Here is a 25,635-nt window from a genome sequence, read left to right on the forward strand (position 1 = left end):
TCTCAAAACTGGAAATAGATGAACTCTGTACTTTGATTCGGACTTAACGCTAAAAATGCAACCCCGATTATTCCAACATATGCCACCCAGCATGTGAACCTGCATGAACCTATCAGTTCAAGCCAGTCCTTCGTTATCACACCATCAAAGAACGATGAAATCTTCTGATTCACTGAACCCATAATGATGATACAGATTACTGATATGAGTGAGACTACAATAATTATTTCACTCATCGTCAGATCAAAATCAAATAATACATATTTTTTTATGCAGTATATCAAATTGTCAGGATCGCCTACCCGGAATAATAGCCATCCTAAAAATACAAAATACTGGGTTATCAATATTGAAATAATGATTTTCGGATTTTTCAGTTTACGTGCCCTTTCCACATTGGCAGTTTTAAATGAAATCTTATGAACAGACTTATCCACCAGGAGCAGAACCCCATGAAAACCGCCCCAGATTACATAGTTCCATGCAGCACCATGCCAGAGTCCGCATACCAGCATAGTACAGAGTAAATTGATGTCGGTTCTGAATTTTCCCTTTCGGTTTCCTCCAAGAGGGATGTACAAATAATCCCTGATATAACGTCCAAGAGTAATGTGCCATCGCCTCCAGAAATCTGTGGGATTTTGTGAGAGATAGGGGCGTAAAAAGTTTATCGGCAAATTAATTCCCACTATTCTGGCTGTACCGATGGCAATATCGGTATATCCTGAAAAATCACAGTAAATCTGAATACCAAAGAGAAATGTTACACCAATAATATCAATCGAATTATGTCCAATGGGATTGGACAGCGTTGCATTTACTATGGGGGAAAGATTGTCTGAGATTACGACTTTTTTAAAAGCGCCCCATAAAATAAGGGTAATTCCCAATTGAAGATTTTGATGGGTTATTGAGATTGATTCTTTTAACTGGGGAAGTAATTCAGATGCCCGTACAATAGGTCCTGCAACAAGCTGAGGGAAAAAGGAAACAAATAGAGCATATTCTTTCAATGATTCTGAAGGGGCTAATGTCTCTCTATAAATATCAAAAACGTACGAAAGGGCCTGGAATGTATAAAATGAGATTCCGATTGGGAGTAATATATCAGATAACGGATATGAGATGTTTAAGATGTTATTAATCGTCACAATGGTGAAATTGAAATATTTGAAATATCCTAATATGGCCAGAGTGGACGAAACAGCTATAAAAAGGAGTATTTTACGCTTTTTTAGATCTGTTGAAAGATAAATTTCCTGACCACAATAATAGGTAATCAACGTAACAATTGCCAACAATAATAGTAGTGCCTGACTGGTATACCAGTAAAAAAAGTAACTCGCACACAGCAAAATCAAATGTTGATACTTCCTGCGATGTACAATTTCAAGACCTATAATTACCACAAATAGAAAAAATAGATACTCAGGATCTATAAAATTCATGTAAACTTATATCTGGATGGAGTAACCAGGCAATAAAGGTTCCCCATGTTCTCGCATTCTTAATACATGTGTCTATTTCATACCCCTAATCATAATTGATAGAATAATCGTTAGGCAGCCGGGAATTCAGGAGCAAAATCAACCGTTGATGCTTCTCAAAACTTTTAATATACCTTTTTGAATAATCCTGCAGTAAAAAAGGAGATGCAAAATATCCACACAAAACCATCCACACAGATACACGGAATCTGAGAAACAAACACAAGCCCAAATAACACATTATCATTCAGGGACGCGATACAAACCCCAAAAAAAAGAGGGAGCAGTGTCCAGGAGGTACTGTGCAACACGGGACGTTCCGGAAATCCGAAATACAGGGAGTGGCAGAATCGTTCCCGCCTTCTTTGTCTTCACATTTTTTCACTCATTAACACATCTTTTCACTTTTGACCGTTTTTTGGTGAAAACGTGGTGAAAAAGTGAAAACGTCATCTTCCCCGTCATCACTATTGTCATTATCAGAATCTCCATCCATATCGCCGGGTATCCCTGCCACCGTCGCATCAATGAGACTGACTGCAGGATACGAGGGATGCCTCAGTATTTTCAGGTGACACCGAAACCCGCTGTGAAGGCTATGATTTCCGGTGGAATCCTGTTCATTCCGGGTAACAGGCCCATCACTTTCACCCCGTCCATCCACATTCTTTTATTATCTCTACCGTAAAGAAGAGATTATGACCGAAACCTGGCGTGAACTCCTCTACCCGGCGGAATGGGGATTCCGGTTTATTATTGCTGCTTTACTGATTGCCCTCGTTTTTCGGTTTTCTTCAGTGGAAGCTGTGGTTGGTTTCTGGATATTGATTGCAGGATGTGCTGTTTGCCTTCTCCTGCAGGTACGGGTAACAATCCTTGCTATGTGGGGGAAGATACGGATACCGGGGGCGTAATGGGTGGATTATGCCAAAAATGTGGTAGTATTCTTTTCAGACTATCCTTCCGGGAGAAAAAGGCGGACCAAGTCCCCGGAATAGCCGATTCCATTGTTTGGTGTTCTTTTGCTGATTTTTCAGATGGGACTGATTAAAATAGTGGTATCAAACCATCTGAGAATAGTGGAATGGATTGGAGTTATCTAATAATTCTTTTCAGATTTTTATGCCAGCACAACAAAATCATCAATTTTCCATACCCCGTTTTCACGAATAAATGGAATTTCCTTATATAACGGATATTCAGTTCCACTCGCAAGAGCATCTAAGGTAACAAATAACTGGCCATTATCTCCATCAACCTGTACATCGGTGATGGTATAATCTGAAATGGTGTACCCGCTTGAAAAATACGCGTTGATAATTGTTTTTATCTTATCTTTTGAAGACTCTGTCTGAGCATCAGAAGATAATAATCCCCAGACGGCATCCTCATTCAGCGTTTGAAAACCGTTCTCATAAATGGTAAAAACATCCTGAGGTGTTTGCATGCCAGATGCAGATTCGAGAGCAGATGCGGAATCTGTGGTTGATGCAAAGGAATCGAATGGGTTCTCTACATCAATTGGTATTCCGAATACAAATACTGCGATACCACCTGCAAGGGAAATCACAATAAATATCGCCACGATGATTCCAATAGTGCCAGGAAGGATGTCTCCGACACTCTTTTTCTTCGGTTGTGAAGAGGAATATGATGCATGTGGTGTCGATGATGATGCCACAGAACGTGATTTTCGGGTTTTGACAGAGTCTGTTCGTGCCGGTTGTTTGCATCCGCAGTATGGACAGAACTTCGCATCATTCCTTGGCAATTCTAATCCACACCCAACACAGTAGCTCATTATGATCCAGAATGATTTAGAACACAAAATATATATCGATTCGTTCTTTTTTCCTTTTATATTCACCATTCATGGTGCTTTTTGAATGGATTGGCATTTGAGCATTACTTCAGGTAAGAATTACATTATAATGATACATTTTGCGTTTTTTTGAGGAGATTATTACACATTGGACGTGCATAACCCTCAACGCAATCGTTCCATTGCATGAGAGGCAGGCATATCCAATCATACCTAATCATACCTCTGTATCTCAGGTGGTCCTGAAGAAAGATGCAAAGGGAATTATTTCCGGTGGAATCCTCTTTTTTCGGACGGCTGTTTCGTCATTTTCATCCCATTCATCCGTACTATTTTATTTCAATTGCAATACAAAAGAAAATTTAGATCAATACCCGGTTTAATTTCATTTGCCTGTCTTAATAGAGAATCCATGTCTTTTTTGCTCTGTTACTGGGGGACCTCATTTTCCGTTTATCTACAGTGGAATTGGAGGTTTGTTTTCGGATACCGGCCTCCGGTTGTGTTGTTTCCTTCCTCATGCAGGCGAGGAACACAATTCTCGTTATATGGGGTAAGATACGGACTGTTTCAAACAAATTCATCCCAAAATGAAACTGTAACTGCTCTACCATTTTTCACATTCGGGGAATTCTGATGCCACTAACGCGATAATTCTGCAGCAGAATTTGATAATTACGTGATTTGAAAAAGGGAGAAATCCCAACTGCAACATTCATTCTCCGGACCACTGTCCGGAAAAATTGATCACTTTCGCAGATGGAATTTCAGGTGATCAGCCTCAAACAGTCAAATTAAGGTCAATACCTCTCATTTTTTTGGGAGATCCTGCTTTTTTGCGACAATAATAAGGAATTCTCCATCTTCAAGACGGGAATCACTTCCGGGTACGGCAAGAGTTCCGTCATTGTTCACTCTCATGAAGGGTTTTGCTCCTTCAGGGGTACCACCATCTTCCGGCTGTTCTCTGTTGTCGATGGCCCTGAAACTATACCCATTCTCCAGCATGTCCAGCAGTTCATCCTCGTTGCGACCAAAAAGGCCGTACGGCGTTTTCGCCAATATGTCGATATTCCCTCCAAAAACCCTCCTATCCTGCATATCCCGTGCCGTCCCGAATATGATCATATTCTCAGGCCCTATTGAATCGATAAATGCGTCCTCAGCTGAACCGATGCTGTCTCTGTTGGAAGAAGCGAGCAGGAGCCACGTAATTTTCATTTTGAAAAAATGTGCATCGTCCAGAATCTCTTCATCTCCCAGGTCTACCAGAGAACCGGTATACGCTTCAAACGGTATCCTTCCGGAATCTGCGACACTCTGAAGACTCTTACTGCCCGGTGCCAGCGCCATCACCGTTGCTCCTGCCGTATGCAGGGCTGCTGCCAGGTCAAGAGCCCAGTGCTGTTCCCCATAGATAGCAATACCAATGGGTTCGGGGTCTGCAATCTTCAGCACACGGGAGAGGACGGGAGTTCCCAGTCCGTAGATAACTACTGTTGCCAGTATCACAATGAAAACAACAGGGACCATCTCGGGAAAATCAACCCCGAATTCGGTTAAATTAAGGGCGAATAATGAGGCAGTGGCTGCAGCGACAATCCCTCGCGGGTGCAAAGCTCCAATAAATATCTGTTGTGCATGGCTGTACCCCAGACCATGAGTGGCTATGAGGCTTACCAGCGGTCGGGCAATAAGGACATATATCGCCACCAGAGCCAGGGCGGGTACCAGGTAGTGAACCATAGCAGAAAGATCAACCATTGCAGCCAGCATGATGAACAGAATGCCGATGATGAGCGGTTCAAGTGTTTCAGTCAGGACGCGTATGTTGCCAAATGGTGTCAGGCGCTGGTTTGCTATGACAAACCCCATGGCTAACGCGGCGAAGAGACCTGCCTCTGAAAATATCAGTTCTCCCACGGCGACAACAACTATTCCCAGCATCAGGGCAATGAGGCCGCCCAATCCTTTGGGTATATTGCGTGTACGATCCGCGTAGGTGTAAATTAACGCTGCCACAATACCAAGAATCACGCCCACTGCCATGGTCAAAAATATATCCAGGAACGGGTTCGGATTCTCAGCCGTAATATAACTGATCGCGGCCACTGCAAGAGCAGCGCCAATCGGGTCAATAATGATCCCTTCCCATTGCAAAACCGTGCCTACCGGTTCCTTTGGCCGGGCAAAGCTGAGGATTGGTCCGACCACGGTGGGACCTGATACCACTAAGAGAGCAGACAGGAGAAATGCCAGTGGGAGAGGGACATTCAGGAGTAACAGTACAGACACGGTACCGATGACCAGTGTCAAAACCACTCCGACCGTTACGAGAAGCCAGACAGAACGGCTCATACTGGGCTGCAGATTATTCAGGCGAAGCTCTAATCCACCCTTTAACAATAAAATTCCCACACCAATGGTCACCAATGGAAATAATGCATCTCCAAAGATTTCCTGTGGATGTACCAGCCCCAGTACCGGGCCAACAATGATACCAGCAGGCAAAAGAAGGATGATGCCCGGGATTCTGAAGATCTTTGCCACCCACTGCATTGAGATGCCAAGGCCGATTATGAGGCCCAACCCGATGTAAATCAATTCACTGTTCATTCAAACCACCTCTGTTGGATAGCCGCACACAAACCGCCCCATAAATATTGACTGTATTGATTCTTTTTCAGCCCCTCTCTCATGAAACCATCACCATCTGTTGTGCATCTGCCTGTTGTATTTTGGGTCAGAATATCATCTCATCTCCGGTTCCTGCTTCTTTTTGCTGGCCCCGGAAGAGCAGGATGATAGTAAGGAGGAGAGGTGCCCCTCATCTACGGGCTCACCGTGGCACGGTTTGTACATAAACTGCCACCAGGATGGAGGTCGTTACGACCTGTTTTTGTGAATCGTTTTGCATCCTGACGTTTCCAGTTATGAAGAAATAACGGGCATTCTCTATATCCTATCATTAAGGAAGTGAATAGGATTTTTTCAACCAGTTTTCCGGTTGAAAAATATTCACCCCCTGCCCTTTTCCCCGTCTTCCACAACTATTATTTCAATAATTTTATCCATCCCGGAACCGGGCATGCATCACTTCATCCATGACAACACCGTTCTTCGTGATGGCATTCCTGAGCACCGCTTCGCGGACGAAACCGCATTTTTGTAAAACCCGCATAGAGCCCGGATTGTTGCCAAACACCCCCGCCTGGAGCCGGACAATATTAAAGCGTTCAAACGCCACCGGCACAATGACAGAGACGGCATCCGTCACAATCCCCTTCCCCCAGAAGGGTTCGCCCAGCCAGTAGCCAACCTCGGCAGTCCGCCGGTAGACGTCGTCGAGAAGGGTCACCGCAATCCCCCCAACGGCAACACCCTCCACCTCGATGGCGAGGAGGAGGTCGGTTGGCGTCCGGCATGATGATCCACCGGGCGAGCCGGGAGTGGAGGGGAATTGCGGTGGGGAAGGAACAACGGATGCCGTGGATGAAGATGGGAATGGAGATGACGGACCGGATGATGATGCGACTGATGGTTCAGACGATGATATGTCCGACGGACCGGACGATACTCCGGGTGACGGAAAAAAGGGAAATCCGGGGAGCGGCCCGGACCCTGAACCGTTCGCAAGCCAGATTGCATAGGCAATGAACCGGTTCGCGTCGTCCGGCGTGTACGGAGAGGGGAAGGAGTCACGCAGGGTGGCAGCGACGTGGGGATTGTCGGCATACTCTGCAAGCGACGGGGCGTCTTCCGGTCTCCACGGGCGGAGGAGGCAGGTGGGCGTCTGAATGCGGGTGGAAGGTGTCACGATACCTGATATTGGATGGGACAGGGTTTTTTAGTATTGCTCTGTGGCCGGCTATAGTTCGCCTGTATGTCAAGTAGACCTGACATTCTCAGGTATGTTCAGCTGTATGTCAAGTGGACTTGACACTCTCGGGTATGTTCAGCTGTATGTCAAGTAGACTTGACACTCTCAGGTATAATCGCCTGTATGTCAAGTAGACCTGACACTCTCAGGTATAATCGCCTGTATGTCAAATGGACCTGACACTCCCAGTTATGTTCAGCTGTATGTCTGGCCCCTACCGTACGACGGACTACATAGCAGGCGGAGTGACAAGAGGCTCTGGAAACGGAGCAGATGACGCAACAGCAGATTTGACCGCTGCAATGAGTACACCGACCTTTTCTTTGTCCAGCACGTCATCCCTGTCAAGCACAACCTGTTCTGCGACATGAACGCCTTTTGCCTCGAGTGTCTCTGCAAGATGCAGGAGCGTGTCTTTCGCCTCTGCCCCACAGGTTGCAAAGATGACAGCGGTCTTTCCTTCACATCCGGTGAGGGCCTGCACCGCACCGTTTACCGGCGGGGCGGCCCGAAACGCCCAGACAGGTGTGCCGATGACAATTATGTCAGATGCAGAGACGTCAATTGTTGACGGCTCCACGGCATCCGGTTCCCCCATTATTGCCCGGAGACATCCCTTCGCGTATGCCGTGAACTTTGTATAGGGGTTCACGGCCCTTACCTCGATAAGCTCTCCGCCGCATTCGCTCTTTACCTTCTCTGCTATGTCACGGGTCACCCCGGTATAGGAATAGAATATCGTTTTTATGGTCATGGTTTTGGTTCCCCCGTTTTTTGTTTGCTGGGGGTGGTATCTGCCGGTGGAAAGATAAATGCTTGTGAGGAGGGATGTGTCCCCACAGGTGGCTGAATTGCACCACTGCCTCATTCACACCGAACACAGATAAACCGGGCCGACAGGTGTTACCTGTACAGAAATCGGGAGTCACGTATCGGTATCGGGCTCACCGTAAGAGATCCGATACTGTATATATATGATATATCTGATTTTCAGATGGTATGATGGTATTTTTTCCAGGAATTATCCCGGGGAAAAACGTTATCCGAGATGGGGAGTAAGATGAATATGAATAGTCTATGCTCACAGCAGAGAGTATCCTTGGAGAGTTGGCCGGAAACAAGATGCGTATAACAGACCTTGGGGTTCGGCGAATCGGACTCTTCGGGTCATTTGTTCGCGGTGAAGCACGTGAAGAGAGCGATATTGATATCCTTGTCGAATTTGTCGAGGGGGGCCGTTCGTTTGACACCTATATGGACCTCAAATTCTTGCTTGAAGATCTCTTCAGAAGAAAGGTCGATCTTGTCGACCGCGATGCTATAAAACCGGGTCTCAGACCATACATCCTCCGGAGTGTCAGATATGTCCCGGGATTATAACCTTTATCTCAATGACATTTTGGAGTCTATTGACAGAATACAGAGGTATACACATGGAATGTCCTATGAGAATTTCAGGGATAATGATCTCGTACAGGATGCTGTGATAAGAAACCTCATGGTCATTGGTGAGGCGGTAAAACTCATTCCTGAACCGCTAAAACAGAAAAACCCTGAAATGTCATGGAGAAAAATTGCAGGACTGCGGGACATCCTCATTCACGCATATTTTGGAGTCCACAATGAAATTATATGGGATATTGTCCGTAACAAAATTCCCGGGCTGCAGATTGTGGTGAAAGAGATGTCTGAGCAGTGAACGCGGACACCATTTTTTTCGAATTCTCAACGACCAGGACGCTGTCCTCCTCATCTGTCCTGATAACACCACCATTATCTTCCATGACAAACGGTCCGGAAAGTGCATGGATACCGATCATGGAAATACCTGCAGAATTTTGTTGCAACATGGCAGCGGTAGGCTTAGAAATATGTATTACACCAGATAACAGGGAGAGATATTCTCTTTTTTCCCGTCTGTTTTTCACCGCACCCCCTCACTCAGGTTCCACTCCCGGACGAGCCGGGCATAACACGTTTCACAGATACTCGCCCGCTGATTTTTGGACTGGTAGAGAGCAGGACCGTTGCCGCAGAGTGTGCAGTGCCCCAGAGAGACGGATGAACGCTCAAAGTCCCGGTGGTCGAGGATGCCGGGGAGGGGGAGAGTGTGTCCCGGCAGCCGGTTGATTTTCATCTTTTCACACGTTTTTTTTGTTTCTTTTTTGCAATTATATTGCCCAATATTTCCTTTTTTGTCAATCGAAGTTGTTATTTGCTTTTTTTCAGAGGTTATGCATTCATTTTCACACACTTCTGGATCAGAGAGACAGGGGGATGTTCCTCCGCACGTATCGACATCGCTGAATGACCCCGCAGACTCATGTAAAGTTCCCTTACTATCTGTACATATATCTCTATATTGTACTTCTTTAGAAGAATAAGCTCCAATACAGTCGTCTCCGGATGGGCCGTTCTTTTCATTTTGTGGGTGAAAACCGGGTGAAGGGGTGAAATCATCCGGATCGGAATGGTTCCCCTCATCATCAGTATCATCAAGCCAGACATCGGCCTTTTCCACCCATTCCCGATATATTTCCTGGTCAAAAGAGAAGTAATGCTCCCGTCGCTTCAGTGCAATCCCGCATATCTCTTCTGCCACGGTTGCATCAATGAGACTAACTGCCGGGCACTTGTCAAGGATACCAGTATACGTCGCCTTATTATTGGTGTAGCCATGGAGCAACCGGTACGTTGGCTGATAGGAGAGCCCAAGCGCCTGTTGCAACTGCCTGATGGTGAATATTTCAAGACCCATCTTCATAATCGTCTCCAGGGCTGCCGCTTCGTTGCGTGTCTGTTTTGTCTTCTGTCCTCCGGAATCGTTGCTTATGGAGAGAAAGAGACTGCGTGCATATATGAAATCCGCACGATTCGCGATGATGCTCCCCTCTTCATCACAGTCCCGCTGGCAGAAATGCAGCAGGGCATGACACTTGATGAGATCAAAGAGCATCGCGGGGTTGCGCCGGTTGTTAGTCGCACGAAAGCAGATCCGTGGTGAGAAGGGTATCCGCACATGATGGATCTGCTGTTTAATGATCATCCATATTTCCCGGCAGACGCTGACACTGATGTCTGTATGTTTCTCCCCACGCCTGCGTGCTTCAGCCTGTTTCAGATGCTCAAGCACCGCCCGGTCCTGCTCTTTAGAATCATCAATCCAGACGGTGAGCATCCGGTTCATCACCTGGTCGTCGCCGATACTTTCGACTTTTGCGAGCCACCAGACGCACCGCTCCGGGATGGTGCAGACTTTCAGCTGCCGTTCACGGGTCAGGGTCCGGTGTACGATGGGTTCCCGGAAATTTGCGGTGGCAGACTTCAGGAGTTCCTGCATGTCATCCGAGAGACTAATATCATCGAAGAGGAGGACGGTGCCGGGCCGGAGATCATCGTAATAGAAGAGCGCCTTATCCGAGACCGTGCCCGTCAACCGGTATTCCTCCGGCAGGAGACTGACCATCGTATTACATGCATGGGTCTTGCCTTTGCCGGAGTTTCCGGAGATGGCAACGTGCAGCCCGGAGGTGTTCTCTACAGACTGTGAAGCAACGGACATAATGAGACATTCTGCGATGGTCCGGTCGCCGACATGGTCACGGTGGAAGACGTCAAGGAGGAAGCGGATCGGATCACCGGTAGTGAGGATTTCCGTGGCACGCTTCCGGTGCTCCTGCTTCTCCGCAGAAGTGTCCGCAGGAAGAGAGGGGGAGGGGAGATTCTCCGATGGTCTGTCAGAACCGTGTGATGGCTCTATTTTGGATGATTTCGTCCCGGTCTTTTGTCCACCAACGGCCCGTTCCGGTTCATACATGGCCCGGAGTTCCTGCCACCGTTGTGTCCCGCCGCCGCAGGAATCGTGATGGCATCCTGCAAAGATGGCGCCGTTTGCAAACTGGATGGCAAACGCCCCGTCTTTATGAGCGGAAGAGAACGGGCATTCGGCAAGGGAATACAGTGTTCCCCCCTGCCAGGGCTGTTCGTTTTTGACGGCGATGCCATTTTTTTCAAGCCAGTAACAGAGGTCAGGCGATTCACGACGCCTGCCCTTTTCAACTGCGGGGGGAGACAGGGGAATGGAATCAGCCAGGTTTCGGAGGACGGTATCCGGTACGACCACCGGTCTTTCCGGGGCGGAGATGATGCAGGCCTTCCGGTGGGGCCGGGCGTCGGTGTTGTCACCCTTGCAGGCCATCGTCCCATAGAGTTTCCAGATACGTCCGGCGTTGAAATTCGCGGTGTCACAGTGGACACTATCATCTGAGAAGAGGGCATCAAGGACGGAAAGACATCCCTTCACGAGCCGGGTTGATTCACCATCGTTGGGAAGATCAATCGCATAGAGGAGATGGGCACCGTTCCCCGAATCTGCCATGACCGGTTCGGGGAAGCCCTTCCCGGTGAGCCAGGCGGCAATCTCCCCGGCCCGTTCGAGAGCGGCGGTGTGTTCCTCATCGTTAGAGGAGACCCCACTCGGCCGGACCGGGTCAAGGTCGATGGGGAGCCACCGGCGGCGGATGATGTCGGCGTCGGCAGTGGTGGCATCGTTTCGGGAGAGACGTTGTTTGACGCGGTTTGCACGTCGTGAGAGAAGGGCCGGGTTCACCTCGTTTAAGGTGACATACACTCCTTTGATATCACGGAATACGTCCATCGCCTGCGCCCGTTCGGCAAGGGTGTCGAAGTTTGTGAAGTAGCCGCTGTGGACGCCGCCGTCGCCGAGGGCACGGATTTCGACCACGTCACCGTCGGAAAAGAGGAGGGAGAGGGCCTGCCTGACTGGGCTTACACTTCCGCTTTCACTTACAATTCCACTTTCACTTCCACTTTCGCTCACATTCCCAGCGGCGGGGGTCCCTGGTTCAGTCTGCATGCCCATCACCTCGCGGGGAGGAGTCAGCATCGGTCTTGGGGGAGCGAACCTTCGGGATGCGGTTGATGAGGCTGATGGCATAGCCATCCTGATCTATCCGCTGGACAATGATCCCAGAGATGAGTCCCCCATAGGTGTGGATCTCTTTGGAGATGGCCTGCGGGAGGCGGTCAAGGGGAACCGTTCCTGGGATGATGACTGTTCGTTTATTCTGCGGGGATTTTATATCCCCAGCCGTTGACTGTTCATCGGCGGTTCCGTACATTCCACTGGTAGTGCGGGGGATTGTTGTGGGGCTGCCTTTTTCGGTATTAGGTTCTGTTTTCATTTCTGTTCTGGATTCTGTTCTGGATTTCGTTCCGGGTTCTGTTTTCGTTTCTGCTCTGGGTTCTCCTCTGGATTTCGTTCCGGGTTCTGTTTTCGTTTCTGTTCTGGGTTCTGTTCTGGATTTCGTACCGGTTTCTGTTCCGGATGTTGTTTTTTCAATTGTCTTCATGAGATTCATCTTCTCTTCGCACGAATCGCATAGTATCCACTATCACAGAAGGAGATACCAGCGGGGCATACAGAAGAAGTCCGCGTGAAATCACACACGTACGCACACTTCTGCCAGTCGTTTACCCGGTGGCGACTGACATATAAAACTATTACCCCAGGTAATATTAACTTACCTTTACCATGGACCATTTCCCAGGAAAAAACAGGACATCAAACCGAATTTAATGGTGGTTCAACCGGAAAAATGGGTGAGAACAGATTGGTGAACACATCCCTGAAACCGTCTGAAAACCTGTCGATGAAGGCACCCGCCGGGCAGCGTCATTTATTCCTCACCTACCAAAACGATATGACAGTTGAACAATTTTGTTTCCCACAGCCCCGCGCCCCTGCAACGGGTATTTTCGGTGTACCAAAGGCGGGCGCGAAGCCTATTATTTCCGGTGGAATCCAATTTTTCAGACGGCAATACTCCTTTTTTATCTTGTTAAATTACTATATTTTACTTCATTCACTAGAAATCAAAAGAATAATTCTTTATATCAGATATGAATCGCACAATACGGTAAAATGGGAATTTATGTAACGAATTGCCGCGTTCAATTTTGCCCGTTTCTTTTCCTTTTTCCAGCGGAAATATAGGTTTTTTCCTGCTTTGGTCACCAAACGTTCTGTTACGATACGGGGATATCCTGAACGAAGTGAAGACCCCGATTATTCTCGTCATAGGAATTATGGCTGCGATTGCTGCCATGGTATTATCATTCCCTGTGTCATCCTTGCCAGGATGGGAAAATCATTCCGGCAGCAAAATCTCAAACATCATTTCCCAGCCTGAAGAATGTTCAGACATTTATTTGAGAGAACGGGTCGGGTCGGGTCGGGTCGGGCCGGACCATACGGATGTGCCCGGCAGAAAAACTGAGGGAGGGATGTTCCATAAAATTAAATAATTTTAATGGAGATTATCGAATCAGGGGAACCAGTATGGGTGTCAAAAGCTTCAGCATAACAGATAGTGTCTATGAGAAATACTCCACCGAATGCAAACGTCTTGGCCTTAATATGAGCAAACAGATTGAGAATTTCATGAAGTTCCAGCTCGAAGAAGAATTTGCCCTGAGAGAAGAGTACATTGAAAAGCTGGCAAAAATCCGAAAAGAGCGGTTCTCACCGGTGGCAGATTTCGAGAAACACTTTGAAGACAGTGTTTGATACACTTACAAGATGGGTCATTTGTATCGCCTGTATATTTCTGAAACACCCGATTAGTAATCTAAATTAAGGCAAATATTAAATTATAAAAAAATTATAATCCTAAAACAATGAGTCCCCCCATACACGATTATTTTTTAGAACTTCTCCCTGCGAATTTTGATACAATGGCAATTCTCTCTTTAACAGCAACAATTGTTGCAACTATGATTGCATTGATATTCGCAATATCACAGATACTGATCCAGCAATCCTCAACAAAATTTAGTATCAAGGTTGCAGAATATTTCTATAAGGACAGATACCTCCTGATATCTCTGTCATTTGGATTTTCAACAATAATCTCATCATTAATTGGAATATGGGTGAATTTTGGTCCTCAATACTATGCCATAATTTTTGTATATTTTTTAATTTTCCTAACATCTCTGATAATGTATTACTTTAATTTTGATTCATACTTGAGAGCCGACAAAATTGCAGACAGAATTAAAAGTTCCCTTCAAAAATGCCTTAATGGAAATAATAATGATGGGATAGATTGTTTTGAGAAAAATTCGGAAATTCTTACAGAAATTACAAAATCATGTCTTCGAGCAAGGGATCGGGAGTCAGCAAATAATTTCATTAAATCTTACATATCCATACTTCGTTCGCTGGCAATAAACACAAAAAATACCAAAATTCAAAACAAAGAAAGGATAAAATTTGTGCAAATAATATACAAAAACCTATACAATATTTTTGAAGAATCAATTTTCGAAGACTCACCCGTTCTCGATCGCTATTGGATTCATTTTAATGAAATTCTACATTATTCGTTAGACTCAAACATTAAAAACGAAACATCAAAATATGTTCAAACTTTTACAAAACTAATAATCGATAGTGAACAATACAATCAATATAAGAGAGAAATCCACGCATTTTGCTACAATTCTAATATTAATTCAATATCATTCTCATTTGAATCCCAAATTAACCAGATAAGATATAGAGATGAAATAAAAGAATTAAACTATCTAATTAATTTCAAAATAAACACAGATATTAATGCAAAAAGTGAAATTGAGAGTGAAATATTTGAAATTTGCGATAACATCAATAATAATAAGGATTCCAATATTCAGATTGAAACCGACAAACTTATATTTAATTTATCAAATTTAGAATCAACCTTGATCGTTCACAATCTATTTTTTGATGTCGGATCATATTTGGTCTATTGCATAGATATTGGTAAAATCGATGCAAGATCCTATTTAAAGGAATTATTTGACTGTACAAATCCGCGAACAAATATGACAAATATTCTAAATCAACCACCAATTATCCTTGATCCATTCCATTTATTGTGTGCCTATTTCTATCATGGAAGTGGTGATAAATATTATTACGTATCACCTGAAACTTCACTTTATTCAAACTCTTTTGTTGACCCTATAGAATATCGACAAAAATTTTTATTGCTATCAATTGGATTTTGCTATTTAAAGAAAAATAACTGGACCTCTATTCCTCACTATTCATCAAACGATAAAAAAGAAATAGCCGATTATTTTGAATTTTTAGAGTTATGTTTAGAAAACTCAGAAGCATTTCATGAAACTATAATGGAAATCGAAACTGAAAAGGAATATTGGTATCCTTTATTCGGAGTTGAATTTTACAATATTATAAGTGAATTATATTCTTGGAATAGTTTACTTGAAGAAAAAAGTGGTGAGATTTTAAATAAGCTAGATCAACATCCTCATGTTGATGGAACCGAAAATGGTAGTATAACCAAACGTCTGTAAATATTAATGGATTTTTTTATTGTCCCAACAACAGCATAACATCATAATTCAAACAAAATAGCAGAATATTGAATTTAATATTAGCTGTTTATTGTCTTAAATTTGGAATTTATGAGTAACAGGATCATTAGTGATAGTTTTCAGTTAGCAACTGAATCTTGTATCCTTGATAATTATGGGGATTATTCCGATTATAAATAACTTTAAGGTGTGAAAACCTCAATCAAAAATCAGTGATAAATAATGGGATTATTTGACTTTCTAAATAAAAAAGGTCGGGTGAATGAAAAAAACGTTCAAAAAATAACTGAAAAACAAAATAATACTGAAATACTAACATCCCAAAAACCGGCCCCATTTTTCGAAAATATGAAGATATCTGAAAATATCAAACAACTTCTCTGGTTTGGTGATGGGAAATTTAAAAATTACAATCCAAGGAGTGACCAAAGCACTTCATACGAGAATGAACTGTTCAGGATTACATTTTCATTTCATGACGTTACAGAACCCAGCCTGATTTACACCAAATTGCCCATTGATTTGAGAACAAATCCTAAGAATGTAGAAGAACTTGGGTATTATCCATCCTATGAAGGACTCAATCCTCAACAGAGATTCGTTTACTTAAATTGGCTCAAAGATACCACAAAACCTATTGATATCGGATATGCATTTATTTTTTATTATGGATTAGAGCGCCATCTGATATCAGGGAAATATTCAGATGCGACAGACACAATTTTGAATCTTCGTCAATATCACAAAAACAACTCATTCCTCTCCTATTCCGCAAATGCCCTCATAATGTCTGCAATTTTGCACAAAGATAAAGAAACTCTATCCAGAGTATTAGAACATGTAAATGAGACCAGTTACAGTAGCAGCGTTGTTCTTCTGGGTAAGTATCTGATGCAGATGGATTTGACAATTGACGAGATAATTTCAATTAGTTCATCTGTCGGTTTCACAAATAAGCGATATATCAAAGAATACCCCGATCTATTCAAAGAATCACTTGAATCAATTCTTATGGACAAATTTGGAAAAGATACCTATCCAATTTACGAATTAAATATGCAATACCCATCAAATCCCATCATGTCATTTGCAAATATTTCTTTGGATGGAGATGTCCGATCACCTGTTCTCCCCGACCTAATGCAAAGTCCTGAATTCTCTTCATCAATTAAATCCATTCTTTCCACAGCACATAACGGAGTAAAACAGTCTCTTGCAGAAATGAGGAAAACCGGAGCAGCTCCAAAATCCAAGTCTGATGAAATATCGGATTCCGGACCAAAACCGGAATGTCCATATTGTCACAAATTATTAGACAAAATGCCTAAGGGCAAGAGAAAATGTCCACACTGCAAAGAAGAAATCAGTGTCAGAACCGATCCAGTTGAAAAAACAAAGATTCTATTGAGAACTGATCAAATCGAGGGATTTGAAGAGAAAGTGCGTAAGGTTCGGACTCACAAAACAATTGAAAAAATCCTTGGAACAAATTATGCAGAATCAAGAGAATTTGGTCGTATTACAGATAATCTGAAAATGATTATGGGACGAGATCCTTCTGAGAAAGAAGTTGCTTTGGAGATGATTGACAGAAGTGGGTCAAATCATTTCAATAACCTTGACATGGGTTTATTCAGGAATACAATACTCAGTAAAGCTGACATATTAAAAGCATCGGGGAACTCACAAAATGCTATGACTCTTTATCTTGAATTGCTCTATATTGATTTAAACGGGCCAAACAATTGTGGAGGGTTAAAAAACGATTCAGACTTTTTGAGAGATTACCCTCCCTTTAATCCAAACGATTCTGGATCTGCTTTTATTGCTCCTGGAATTATCAATTATATCAAAACGATCAATAAAGATCTGAATCTTTCAGAAGAAGAAATAAAACATGTTTTTTTTGAGCATAATCTTAAAGTGGAAAAAGCCAGAGAATTACCATTACCTGTACAGGATGCTTGGAAAAGATTAGAACCAGAATTAATCCATTGAGATAAATTCAATTTTGTAATATTTTCAAAAATTACTGATTTATGACAATTAAAAAATATTAAAAATAAGATTACGCATCTGTAACAAAAACCGTCCAGTTTCCAGTGGTTTCAATCTCAATTTTTTCAAACAGCCGTCCATAAGAAAAGAGCCCAGATGATCAAAACCTCAAACACCCCGTCACACACTCACTGCATGGCATCGTTGCAAACCGTGCAATACACGGGGCGAAGGGAGCAATACATCTGAGCAGCACAGGTCGTCCCAAAACCCACTTTGCCACCGGAACAACCACAGGAGGAACCCACGGGCGGATGGTCATGCACCGGAATGCATCCACCCTTCCGTCGGGCCCGAATGCGGTTCCGGGACAGTTTTTGGTACAGAGCCCGCAGCCGGTGCAGAGCGGGGAATCAGAAGAAACCGGAGATGCAGAAGATACCGGAGATGCAGAAGATACCGGAGATTCAGAAGATGCAGGAACCTCACGACCGGTCACCACCCCACTTAGAAAAACCCGTGGGCCATATTGGGGCGTTATGAGAAGAGAACTTTTGCCAATCATCCCGAGCCCTCCGGCAGCGGCGACCTTCTTTAACCGGACGAGTCCCCGGACCGTCCCATCCGTTATCGTTACCGGCAGATAGAGAGGGACCGGCTTTGCAGGGATACCTCTCTCGTTGAAAAGATCAAATAGGCGAGCGGCAGTCCTGTCCAGTGCCTCGGCAATTTGAAGCATCTCCCTTGTTTTTTCTTTCGGCGGCATCCGGTAGACCGGAGCAGGAATCTCTTTTGCAAAAATAATTACAGAATCTGCTCCGGGGAAAAATTCACGTACGTAATCACAGTCGGGAGCGGGAATATCTGCAATACCAACCTCGGTAAAAACCTCAATCCCCTCACGGTGGAAAAAACCATCAATGTCCAGGCCGTTCATCTATCCATTCCTTTTGCCAGATTCAGGTATAAAGGAATGGGAGACAGGGGAAATCCATGTGAAAGGGACTGACCATATTCAGCAGGAAACCGACAATAAAGCCAATACTGATAAAAATGGCGAGATTCTGCCATTAAAAAATAAAAATATGATTATATCAACAATTATCAGGCTTCTGCAACAGAAACCGTCCGGTTCCCGTCACAGATAACATTCATGAGATAATTGTTGCTTTCGTTCACAGCGACTGTTACCACATCATCGTACAATCCTTCGTGGAATGCAAGAGGCATCTCGCGGTAATCGACCTCGATGTCATTTCCTTCAAAATCCATCAGGTGGACGCCAACAACGTCATTGTTTGCTGCAATGATTGAGAAATTGTATGTTCCCTCGTCGATCCGGAAGAACGGTGTTGCCTTGTTTGCTGCTCCCGTAAATGTCTGCGGCACGATGCCATTTATCTGCTGCGGGAACAAGAAGTCAGGCGTCCGGTGGTCTCATCCCAATTTTTTCAAACCGTCGTCCCAAAACCCACCCTCTCACCAAAACAAATCACATAAATGTAACCCGGCTTTGACCGCATTAATACCCATACTGCCACACCCCGGTCAATTATTCAACAAATCTCCCATACCACCACTTATTACCACAGGAATGAAAAACAAACATATGACATCATCCGGTTTCATGAACAGGAAGCAGGAAATACGGGACGCCTTCGTATATCTGCTAATCGTTCTTGCAACCTATTTCTTTTGCCAGACCCTCATCGTCATCATTCACGAGCACATCCACAGCACAACCGCATATCTCCTTGGAAACATGGCCAATCCTCTTGCGATATACTGGGGAAATCCTATAACCCTCTCCGGCTGGGACGAGGGGGTTGAATATTCAGCCCTCTTTGCAGCAGGGGAGGGTGTGCATGCTGCGATAATCGCGGTGATGCCGTTGATCTTCCACGCGATTGTTGTCACCGGGGGGATCTACCTCCTGCTGTCCAGGGCCCTGCTTCAGAAGAAGTGGGCATATCACCTCGTATTCTGGTTCATCATCGTGAACCTGGCAGAACTGATTGCCTACATGCCAATACGGGCGTTTTCCCTCCATGGCGACATCGGCAACATCAACCATGGCCTGGGACTCAACCCATGGATCACCCTTGTTGTGGGAATGCCTCTTGTTCTGATCATGCTCTACTACCTGCTCCGGCACGTCCTTCCGGGGATGTATGGCATGGTTGCCGGGGATTCACCCCTCAAACAATACGTCATCCTCATCACCATGGCCTTCTTCCTTTTCCTATTCTCCAGTGGAATCCGGATGGCACAGGCACAGGAATGGCTCATGAGTCTCATCTGTTTTCTCGCATTCGCACTCGTCATCCTGTCATGCAGGCCGAATCTGCCATGGGTCGTGGCAGAAGAGCAGCAGTTCACGGAGAAGATAAAACAGGCAGGGCATGAGCTGAAAACAGAGTAATCTGAGTGAACAGAGTGAAGAATGTCAGAAAGCGACAAAACTGACATATCCCCAATTCCAATAATCTGAATGATTCTGAATGATACTGTGCGGATACAGAATCAATCACATTTCCAAAAAACCCGGTACGTGACCATTTTCAGCAATGCTTATGTCATCATTGGGACATACATACTTTCACTGATCGCCGATACGATCTCACAGGTCTTCGCATGGATAGATATGAAATGTAAGTCGGACTGTAGGTATGGCACAAAACGGTGTTCCCATACTATCTCTGAGGTGTAAAAACAAAATGAAGAAGATTGAAGCAATGATCCGCCCTGAAAAGTTTGATCAGATATCCAACACCCTTATTGAAAATGGCCATAATGCAATAACTGTCACTGAAATACACGGCAGAGGGGAACAGCGTGGAATTGCTCTCCAGTTCAGAGGGAAGGAAGTTATGGTAAATCTTATTCCCAAGGTAAAGATTGAGCTGGTTATCGAAGACACGGATGTTGAAGAGGTTATTGGATTAATTAAGGAAGCGGCCCACACAGGCATGCCCGGTGACGGTAAAATATTTGTCTATGATGTTGAGAGATCCGTGTCCATAAGAGAGTGAACAGAATCCATACATTCGGTCAAAAAAATACGGGAAGAAGGAAAAAATCGTTTTTAGGCTATCAAAAAATCTTCAGATAAAACAGAGATCAGAAGAATGGCCGTACAGGAACCCCGGTTTCATTTGACCGAAAACAAACCGGAGCCTCTCAATTCATTCATGAGATCAGATACATCACTCCTGTGAAAACATCTCCTGAAGTCATTTTAAGAGACAATTTTTTGTGTATCGTTACGTCCCTCCCCAGGACTCCTTATTCATTACCCGGCATTCCAACAGTATGTGCGATAATCATAATAGAGATCCTATAGCACGGATGAACATTTCATCATCCGGATGGGGTATCCGGATCGGAAAGAATGGTGCAGAAACCGCCTCACCACGAGCAACACGTTGAAACCACTCAAAGGGATGCGGTAAATGCGACCGTTCTGTGTTCTAACGATGATTGTCCACGTATATGAGTATTGAGGAATAATTTTGCGCGGAGACGAGAAATAAAACAAGATACAGGCCCCCCTTAACGGGCACCAGGTCATTATCTCTCGATCTTGTACGGTGGCAGCATTTCACCCATTCCGGCAGGATAATTCGTCCGTTCATGATTTAGAATGATATTTATGAAGTATGACTCCAGACGTATGTACCCGGATAATTACTCAGGGATATTCCATCAAAGCGTGTAAAATATGACACAATCAGACTCTTTTTCCAGAAATACCAATTTATTTCAGGTATTTTTTGAGATGTGATCATACCATTCAGAACCTATAGTGATTATACCCCCCCTATGGTATTTCGTGAGTGACTTTGAGTTAATCTTTTAAAGCGATGGAAACCACCTTCCTTCCTGAAAGATAAATTGAGGATTTAAGATTATGGAAACGGACACTGTTATGATTAATTCGGTTTTCATACTCATATGCACTGCAATGGTTATCCTGATGACGCTGGCAGTGGGATTTTTTTATGGAGGCCTTGTAAGAAAGAAAAATCTGATATCAATGCTTACGCTCTCTTTTGTGTCAGTTGCACTTGTATCGATTCAGTGGGTAGTAGTTGGATACAGCCTCGCTTTCGGGCCTGATATCGGAGGTCTCATAGGGGGTCTTGACTACTTCATGCTTCAGGGAGTTGGGATGTCTGGTGAACCTGTGCCTGATATGCTTTTTATGATGTTTCAGCTCTCATTTGCAGCAATAGCACTGGCAATTATTACATCCGCTGTTGCAGAGAGAATTAAGCTAAGCTCATTTATTATCTTTGGACTTCTGTGGACGACATTCATCTATGATCCACTGGCACACTGGGTGTGGGGCGGCGGTTGGGCTTATTCCATGGGAATTCTCGATTTTGCCGGCGGAATTGTGGTCCACATCGGAGCCGGATTTGGAGCTCTCGCCCTTGCGCTTGTAATCGGATCACGACTTGGTTTTGGGGAACATAATCTGGAACCTCATAATATTCCCCTGACCCTGCTTGGTGGTGCCCTGCTCTGGTTTGGCTGGTTTGGATTTAATTCAGGAAGTGCCCTTGCCATGAATGAAATTGCGATAAATGCATTTGTTGTGACAAATATATCCGCAGCAGCAGGTGCCCTTTCCTGGATGGTTGCATCCTGGATTCATGGAAAACCAAGTTCACTGGGTATGATCTCCGGAGCTGTAGCGGGTCTTGGTGCCATCACTCCGGCTGCAGGATTTGTGGGTCCCATGTCTGCAATATGTATTGGAGCCATATCGGGACTCTTGTGTTATGGGGCGCTGCTGTTCAGACTTGAACACAACTGGGATGAATCACTGGATGCATGGGCAATACACGGTGTAGGTGGAGTGTGGGGCACAATTGCAATCGGTTTGTTTGCCGTTCCTGCAATCGGTGGAATAAGTGGTCTCATTGTGGGGGGATATTCTCAGATCGTTCTTCAAATAGTTGGTGCACTTGCTGCCATTCTATTCGCGTTTATCGGGACACTGATACTCGCAAAAGGGGTTGATATGGTATTTGGTCTTCGTGTGACAACAGAGGAGGAATATGTCGGACTTGATATTTCACAGCACGGCGAAACGATAAACTAATCAGTTGAAAATATTTGGGACTTCCTTTTTTGGGAGTCTATCAATTACTATTCTTCTTTTACGCATGTTCATGGGTAACAATTCAGGCATGAAATACTGAAAAAATTGTGAATGGGAAAAAAGTCCCTGACCAATGTCAATGCCGGTATAAAAATACTCAAAATCAGACCCCGGTTAAAGACCTCAGAGGTTTGACAAATGGCGAAGAGGGAAGGGATATTTCATAGAGGCAAGGGCAAACACATCAATAAAACGGACAATAATCAGAGAGACATGATTCTGCCGAAAAAAAGATAATATGATCAACAAAGATCACGCTTCTGCAACAGAAACCGTCCAGTCTCCGTCACAGATGACATTCATGAGATAATTGTTGCTTTCGTTCACAGCGACTGTTACCACATCATCATAGGATCCTTCATGGAATGCAAGAGGCATCTCGCGGTAATCGACCTCAATATCATTTCCTTCAAAATCCATCAGGTGGACGCCAACAACGTCATTATTTGCTGCGATGATGGCGAAATTATACGTCCCCTCGTTGATCTGGAAGAAGGGTGTTGCCGTGTTCCCGATGCCCTTGAAAGTCTGTGGGACAATGCCGTTGATTTGCTGCGGGAAGGAGAAATAAAGCGTCCAGTTTCCAGTGGTTTCGACCTGCACGTCAGCCTCGGCGTCCTCTTCGAGCATGAAAGCATAGCTCCAGGTGTATTTGCCATCCTGCACCGCTTCGTCTGCGACGGCCTCATTGAGCGTACTCTTCACGCTGATGTAGTCTTTTTCAGTTTCGACAGAAACAGTGTTTTCAGCGGAAGAATCCTGCTTAACAGTCAGGAGGTGCACGCCTTTTGCAAGGGAGACGGTCACATTTTCGTTGCCCGTTCCTCTAAAGGTGGTCGCGGGGGCTTCAGTTGCCACAGCTGTCGGGGCGGGGGTCACGTCGCCGGTCGTCTCAGGTGTTTCTACTGCGGTTGCCTCCGGTGTCGGGGTAGCCGTAACCGGGCTGGTCGTATCGGTGTTCCCGGTGCATCCTGCCGATATTACGGCTGCTGCCACAAGAATAACGAGGATGGCAGCGGATATGATGCTGATATCTTTTCTCATGGGAATGTGTTCGTTAATGAACTATATTTAATTTTATTATGGAAACGGCCGTTCCGTGTTGGAATTATGATTGAAAACGCTCACGAAAAAGTGATCCAGTGCGACACGTCAATGATGCTTCGAACGGAAATATGTGTCCTACCAGTGAGGAATTTTATTGTGCCGTAGTTGGGGATTTTTAGCGTGCCGGTGACAGTAATTCCTGTTGATAAACTGGGGCGAATAGTAACTCAGGTAAATCTACTGGAGGGTGAAGTTTAGGCATTTCAATCAGGAAAGACATGACCAGAGGAATCCGGGTAAAACGGTTTTTTTATTCTTAAGAGAAGGATACACCGTTCGATCGGGAAAAAAGAGTCCAGCCATATGAAAAATTGAAGATATGAATGGTTCTCCACAATATAACTCTTTAAAAATTGGAGAAAAAATTAAAAGAGCCAAAATTATTTGTGACCCGATATTACCTCTTAATTTACACTTTCCAGATACAAGAGAACTGACTTCAGGACTTTATCTGGTCTCTCAATAGAGACATCCATGCAGTTTAAATTGAAGGCAATATACGTATCATATTCCGGAATGTAATACCAGCATGTAATTGATCCGGGATAACTTCCATCATGGCCCATTATTGTCATGTTCAGAGATTTGATTTGATTCGTTGCATAGCCAAGCCCATAATAACCCGATTGCGTTGAGGGTTCTTCCATTATCGCCAGCGTATCCAAATCAATTATCTCTCCGGAACGCAGTGCACGGTGGAATTTGTTTAGATCCGAGGCTGTGCTTATTATGTCTCCTGCTCCCCTGTCGAAGAGGACATAAAGATTGGTACAATCCATTATACTTCCATTCTCTCCGAGAAGTGTTGCCTTCATATGAGAACCCGGAATCTGGTTGGTTTGCTGGAGGAAGGTATCATTCAGTCCGGCAGGAATCAAAATTTCACGCTGGAGATAATCAGCATATGGGATTCCTGCTGCATTGTCTACGATTAACGTAAGAAGGATGTAATTTACGTTTGAGTATGTATAGCTGGTTCCCGGCGGGTAAAGCGGGCTTTCTTTTATCCCCTGTTCAAGACTAAACTGATAACTTACCGGTTTTTCAGGTTCATTATACTCCATGAGAATGATTGAATCCTCATCATAATCTGCAATGCCACTTGTGTGATCAAGGAGCTGGCGTATAGTGATTATCTCTCCGTTAGGAATGGATTCAACCAGTTCAGCAGGCAGCCAGCTGCTAATCTTATCTTCAAGTGAGAGTTTTCCGGATTCGGAAAGTTTCTGGATGGCAACCGATGTAAAACTCTTTGAGACACTGGCTATTATAAACCTCATTCCGGGTTCTGCCTTTTCCCCACTTATGGACGAGGCATTACCGGCTGCTGAATTCCATGTCCATTGCGGGGATGATATTTCAATCTGCATGCCAGGAATTCCTGTCTCTTCTAACCCTGAATCAATAATCTGTTGCAGTTCATTGCTTACATCTTCCGGAGGAGCGTTCAGGTACTGGTTTTCTGATGGTTGTGCGGATACATCAGACTGCACACATCCGACAGAGAATAGCAGAGCAGTGAATAGACATAATAAAAAAACAATTGCCTTTTTCATAATCATAAAATATTATGAATTTTATTACAAAATAATATTGATTTCCTATCCCTGTCCTTACCTCTCTTACTCTTCGCCCTGATCTTCTTCAGGCAAACGTTTTCGTCGTGTTCCATTTCGTCAGGCCACATTTTGATGAATGCTGAAATATTCTCCAAGTTTCGGAATCACCGTGAACTTGAAGTGCGTTGGTGTTTCGTACTCTC

23 protein-coding genes are annotated in these 25,635 nt (G+C 44.5%); 11 read left to right on the plus strand and 12 right to left on the minus strand.

The annotated features are described in order from the left end of the window. Positions 1 to 2: 2 nt before the first annotated feature. A complete protein-coding gene (locus L0665_RS06070; protein ID WP_274924802.1) occupies positions 3 to 1,448 on the minus strand; it encodes an MBOAT family O-acyltransferase in 1,446 nt (481 codons plus the stop codon). A 427-nt stretch (positions 1,449 to 1,875) separates the two neighbouring features. Continuing rightward, the gene (locus L0665_RS06075) at positions 1,876 to 2,151 is read right to left on the minus strand and encodes a hypothetical protein (RefSeq protein WP_274924803.1); all 276 of its coding nucleotides are present in this window, start codon (positions 2,149 to 2,151) and stop codon (positions 1,876 to 1,878) included. Positions 2,152 to 2,185: 34 nt separating this feature from the next. Here L0665_RS06075 and L0665_RS06080 point away from each other — a divergent pair, with 34 nt between their 5' ends. Next, a complete protein-coding gene (locus L0665_RS06080; RefSeq protein WP_274924804.1) occupies positions 2,186 to 2,401 on the plus strand; it encodes a hypothetical protein in 216 nt (71 codons plus the stop codon). 206 nt (positions 2,402 to 2,607) lie between these two features. Here the strand turns inward: L0665_RS06080 and L0665_RS06085 are convergent, their stop codons facing one another. Beyond that, positions 2,608 to 3,057, minus strand: coding sequence for a hypothetical protein (locus L0665_RS06085; protein ID WP_274924805.1), 450 nt, complete (start codon positions 3,055 to 3,057; stop codon positions 2,608 to 2,610). 16 nt (positions 3,058 to 3,073) lie between these two features. Between L0665_RS06085 and L0665_RS06090 the strand changes: the two genes are divergently transcribed. Continuing rightward, positions 3,074 to 3,283: a hypothetical protein gene (locus L0665_RS06090; RefSeq protein WP_274924806.1), complete on the plus strand. Its 210-nt coding sequence runs from the start codon at positions 3,074 to 3,076 to the stop codon at positions 3,281 to 3,283. 836 nt (positions 3,284 to 4,119) lie between these two features. Here L0665_RS06090 and L0665_RS06095 read toward each other — a convergent pair. From L0665_RS06095 to L0665_RS06105, 3 genes are all read right to left on the minus strand, one after another. Next, positions 4,120 to 5,925, minus strand: a complete 1,806-nt coding sequence (locus tag L0665_RS06095) for a cation:proton antiporter (RefSeq protein ID WP_274924807.1) — start codon at positions 5,923 to 5,925, stop codon at positions 4,120 to 4,122. 451 nt (positions 5,926 to 6,376) lie between these two features. Beyond that, the gene (locus L0665_RS06100) at positions 6,377 to 7,126 is read right to left on the minus strand and encodes a GNAT family N-acetyltransferase (RefSeq protein WP_274924808.1); all 750 of its coding nucleotides are present in this window, start codon (positions 7,124 to 7,126) and stop codon (positions 6,377 to 6,379) included. Positions 7,127 to 7,418: 292 nt separating this feature from the next. Next, positions 7,419 to 7,943 (minus strand): flavodoxin family protein, encoded by a 525-nt coding sequence (locus L0665_RS06105; RefSeq protein WP_274924809.1) that lies wholly within the window; start codon positions 7,941 to 7,943, stop codon positions 7,419 to 7,421. 323 nt (positions 7,944 to 8,266) lie between these two features. Between L0665_RS06105 and L0665_RS06110 the strand changes: the two genes are divergently transcribed. Together L0665_RS06110 and L0665_RS06115 are read left to right on the plus strand one after the other, a co-directional pair. Then, positions 8,267 to 8,569 carry a nucleotidyltransferase family protein gene (locus L0665_RS06110; RefSeq protein WP_274924810.1) on the plus strand — a complete coding sequence of 101 codons (303 nt, stop codon included), beginning with the start codon at positions 8,267 to 8,269 and terminating at the stop codon, positions 8,567 to 8,569. Further along, positions 8,553 to 8,888 (plus strand): HepT-like ribonuclease domain-containing protein, encoded by a 336-nt coding sequence (locus L0665_RS06115; RefSeq protein ID WP_274924811.1) that lies wholly within the window; start codon positions 8,553 to 8,555, stop codon positions 8,886 to 8,888. The genes L0665_RS06110 and L0665_RS06115 overlap by 17 nt, the downstream gene beginning before the upstream one ends. Positions 8,889 to 9,113: 225 nt before the next feature. Here L0665_RS06115 and L0665_RS06120 read toward each other — a convergent pair whose 3' ends face one another. Further along, on the minus strand, positions 9,114 to 12,065 hold the full coding sequence (locus L0665_RS06120; RefSeq protein WP_274924812.1) for a hypothetical protein: 2,952 nt from the start codon (positions 12,063 to 12,065) through the stop codon (positions 9,114 to 9,116). Then, positions 12,055 to 12,393, minus strand: coding sequence for a hypothetical protein (locus L0665_RS06125; protein WP_274924813.1), 339 nt, complete (start codon positions 12,391 to 12,393; stop codon positions 12,055 to 12,057). The genes L0665_RS06120 and L0665_RS06125 overlap by 11 nt, the downstream gene beginning before the upstream one ends. Positions 12,394 to 12,645: 252 nt before the next feature. Between L0665_RS06125 and L0665_RS06130 the strand changes: the two genes are divergently transcribed. From L0665_RS06130 to L0665_RS06145, 4 genes are all read left to right on the plus strand, one after another. Further along, positions 12,646 to 13,149, plus strand: a complete 504-nt coding sequence (locus L0665_RS06130) for a hypothetical protein (protein ID WP_274924814.1) — start codon at positions 12,646 to 12,648, stop codon at positions 13,147 to 13,149. A 401-nt stretch (positions 13,150 to 13,550) separates the two neighbouring features. Beyond that, complete coding sequence (locus tag L0665_RS06135; protein ID WP_274924815.1) at positions 13,551 to 13,778, plus strand: hypothetical protein; 228 nt, start codon at positions 13,551 to 13,553, stop codon at positions 13,776 to 13,778. Positions 13,779 to 13,888: 110 nt separating this feature from the next. Continuing rightward, on the plus strand, positions 13,889 to 15,577 hold the full coding sequence (locus L0665_RS06140; protein ID WP_274924816.1) for a DUF2254 family protein: 1,689 nt from the start codon (positions 13,889 to 13,891) through the stop codon (positions 15,575 to 15,577). Positions 15,578 to 15,856: 279 nt separating this feature from the next. Then, the gene (locus L0665_RS06145) at positions 15,857 to 17,596 is read left to right on the plus strand and encodes a TerB N-terminal domain-containing protein (RefSeq protein ID WP_274924817.1); all 1,740 of its coding nucleotides are present in this window, start codon (positions 15,857 to 15,859) and stop codon (positions 17,594 to 17,596) included. Positions 17,597 to 17,756: 160 nt separating this feature from the next. On the opposite strand, the gene L0665_RS06150 is transcribed toward L0665_RS06145, so the two are convergent. After that, positions 17,757 to 18,533 carry a hypothetical protein gene (locus L0665_RS06150; RefSeq protein ID WP_274924818.1) on the minus strand — a complete coding sequence of 259 codons (777 nt, stop codon included), beginning with the start codon at positions 18,531 to 18,533 and terminating at the stop codon, positions 17,757 to 17,759. Positions 18,534 to 18,700: 167 nt separating this feature from the next. After that, positions 18,701 to 18,985, minus strand: coding sequence for a hypothetical protein (locus L0665_RS06155; RefSeq protein ID WP_274924819.1), 285 nt, complete (start codon positions 18,983 to 18,985; stop codon positions 18,701 to 18,703). Between the two features lie 220 nt (positions 18,986 to 19,205). Here L0665_RS06155 and L0665_RS06160 point away from each other — a divergent pair, with 220 nt between their 5' ends. From L0665_RS06160 to L0665_RS06170, 3 genes are all read left to right on the plus strand, one after another. After that, positions 19,206 to 20,018: a hypothetical protein gene (locus L0665_RS06160; RefSeq protein ID WP_274924820.1), complete on the plus strand. Its 813-nt coding sequence runs from the start codon at positions 19,206 to 19,208 to the stop codon at positions 20,016 to 20,018. 295 nt (positions 20,019 to 20,313) lie between these two features. Then, positions 20,314 to 20,628 (plus strand): P-II family nitrogen regulator, encoded by a 315-nt coding sequence (locus tag L0665_RS06165; RefSeq protein WP_274924821.1) that lies wholly within the window; start codon positions 20,314 to 20,316, stop codon positions 20,626 to 20,628. Positions 20,629 to 21,506: 878 nt separating this feature from the next. Beyond that, positions 21,507 to 22,706: an ammonium transporter gene (locus L0665_RS06170; RefSeq protein ID WP_274924822.1), complete on the plus strand. Its 1,200-nt coding sequence runs from the start codon at positions 21,507 to 21,509 to the stop codon at positions 22,704 to 22,706. A 312-nt stretch (positions 22,707 to 23,018) separates the two neighbouring features. Here the strand turns inward: L0665_RS06170 and L0665_RS06175 are convergent, their stop codons facing one another. After that, positions 23,019 to 23,810 carry a hypothetical protein gene (locus tag L0665_RS06175; RefSeq protein ID WP_274924823.1) on the minus strand — a complete coding sequence of 264 codons (792 nt, stop codon included), beginning with the start codon at positions 23,808 to 23,810 and terminating at the stop codon, positions 23,019 to 23,021. A gap of 467 nt (positions 23,811 to 24,277) precedes the next feature. Next, on the minus strand, positions 24,278 to 25,435 hold the full coding sequence (locus tag L0665_RS06180; protein WP_274924824.1) for a serine hydrolase domain-containing protein: 1,158 nt from the start codon (positions 25,433 to 25,435) through the stop codon (positions 24,278 to 24,280). Positions 25,436 to 25,635 lie beyond the last annotated feature (200 nt).

It is taken from the genome of Methanogenium marinum (assembly GCF_028912405.1).
Classification (GTDB): Archaea; Halobacteriota; Methanomicrobia; order Methanomicrobiales; family Methanomicrobiaceae; genus Methanogenium; species Methanogenium marinum.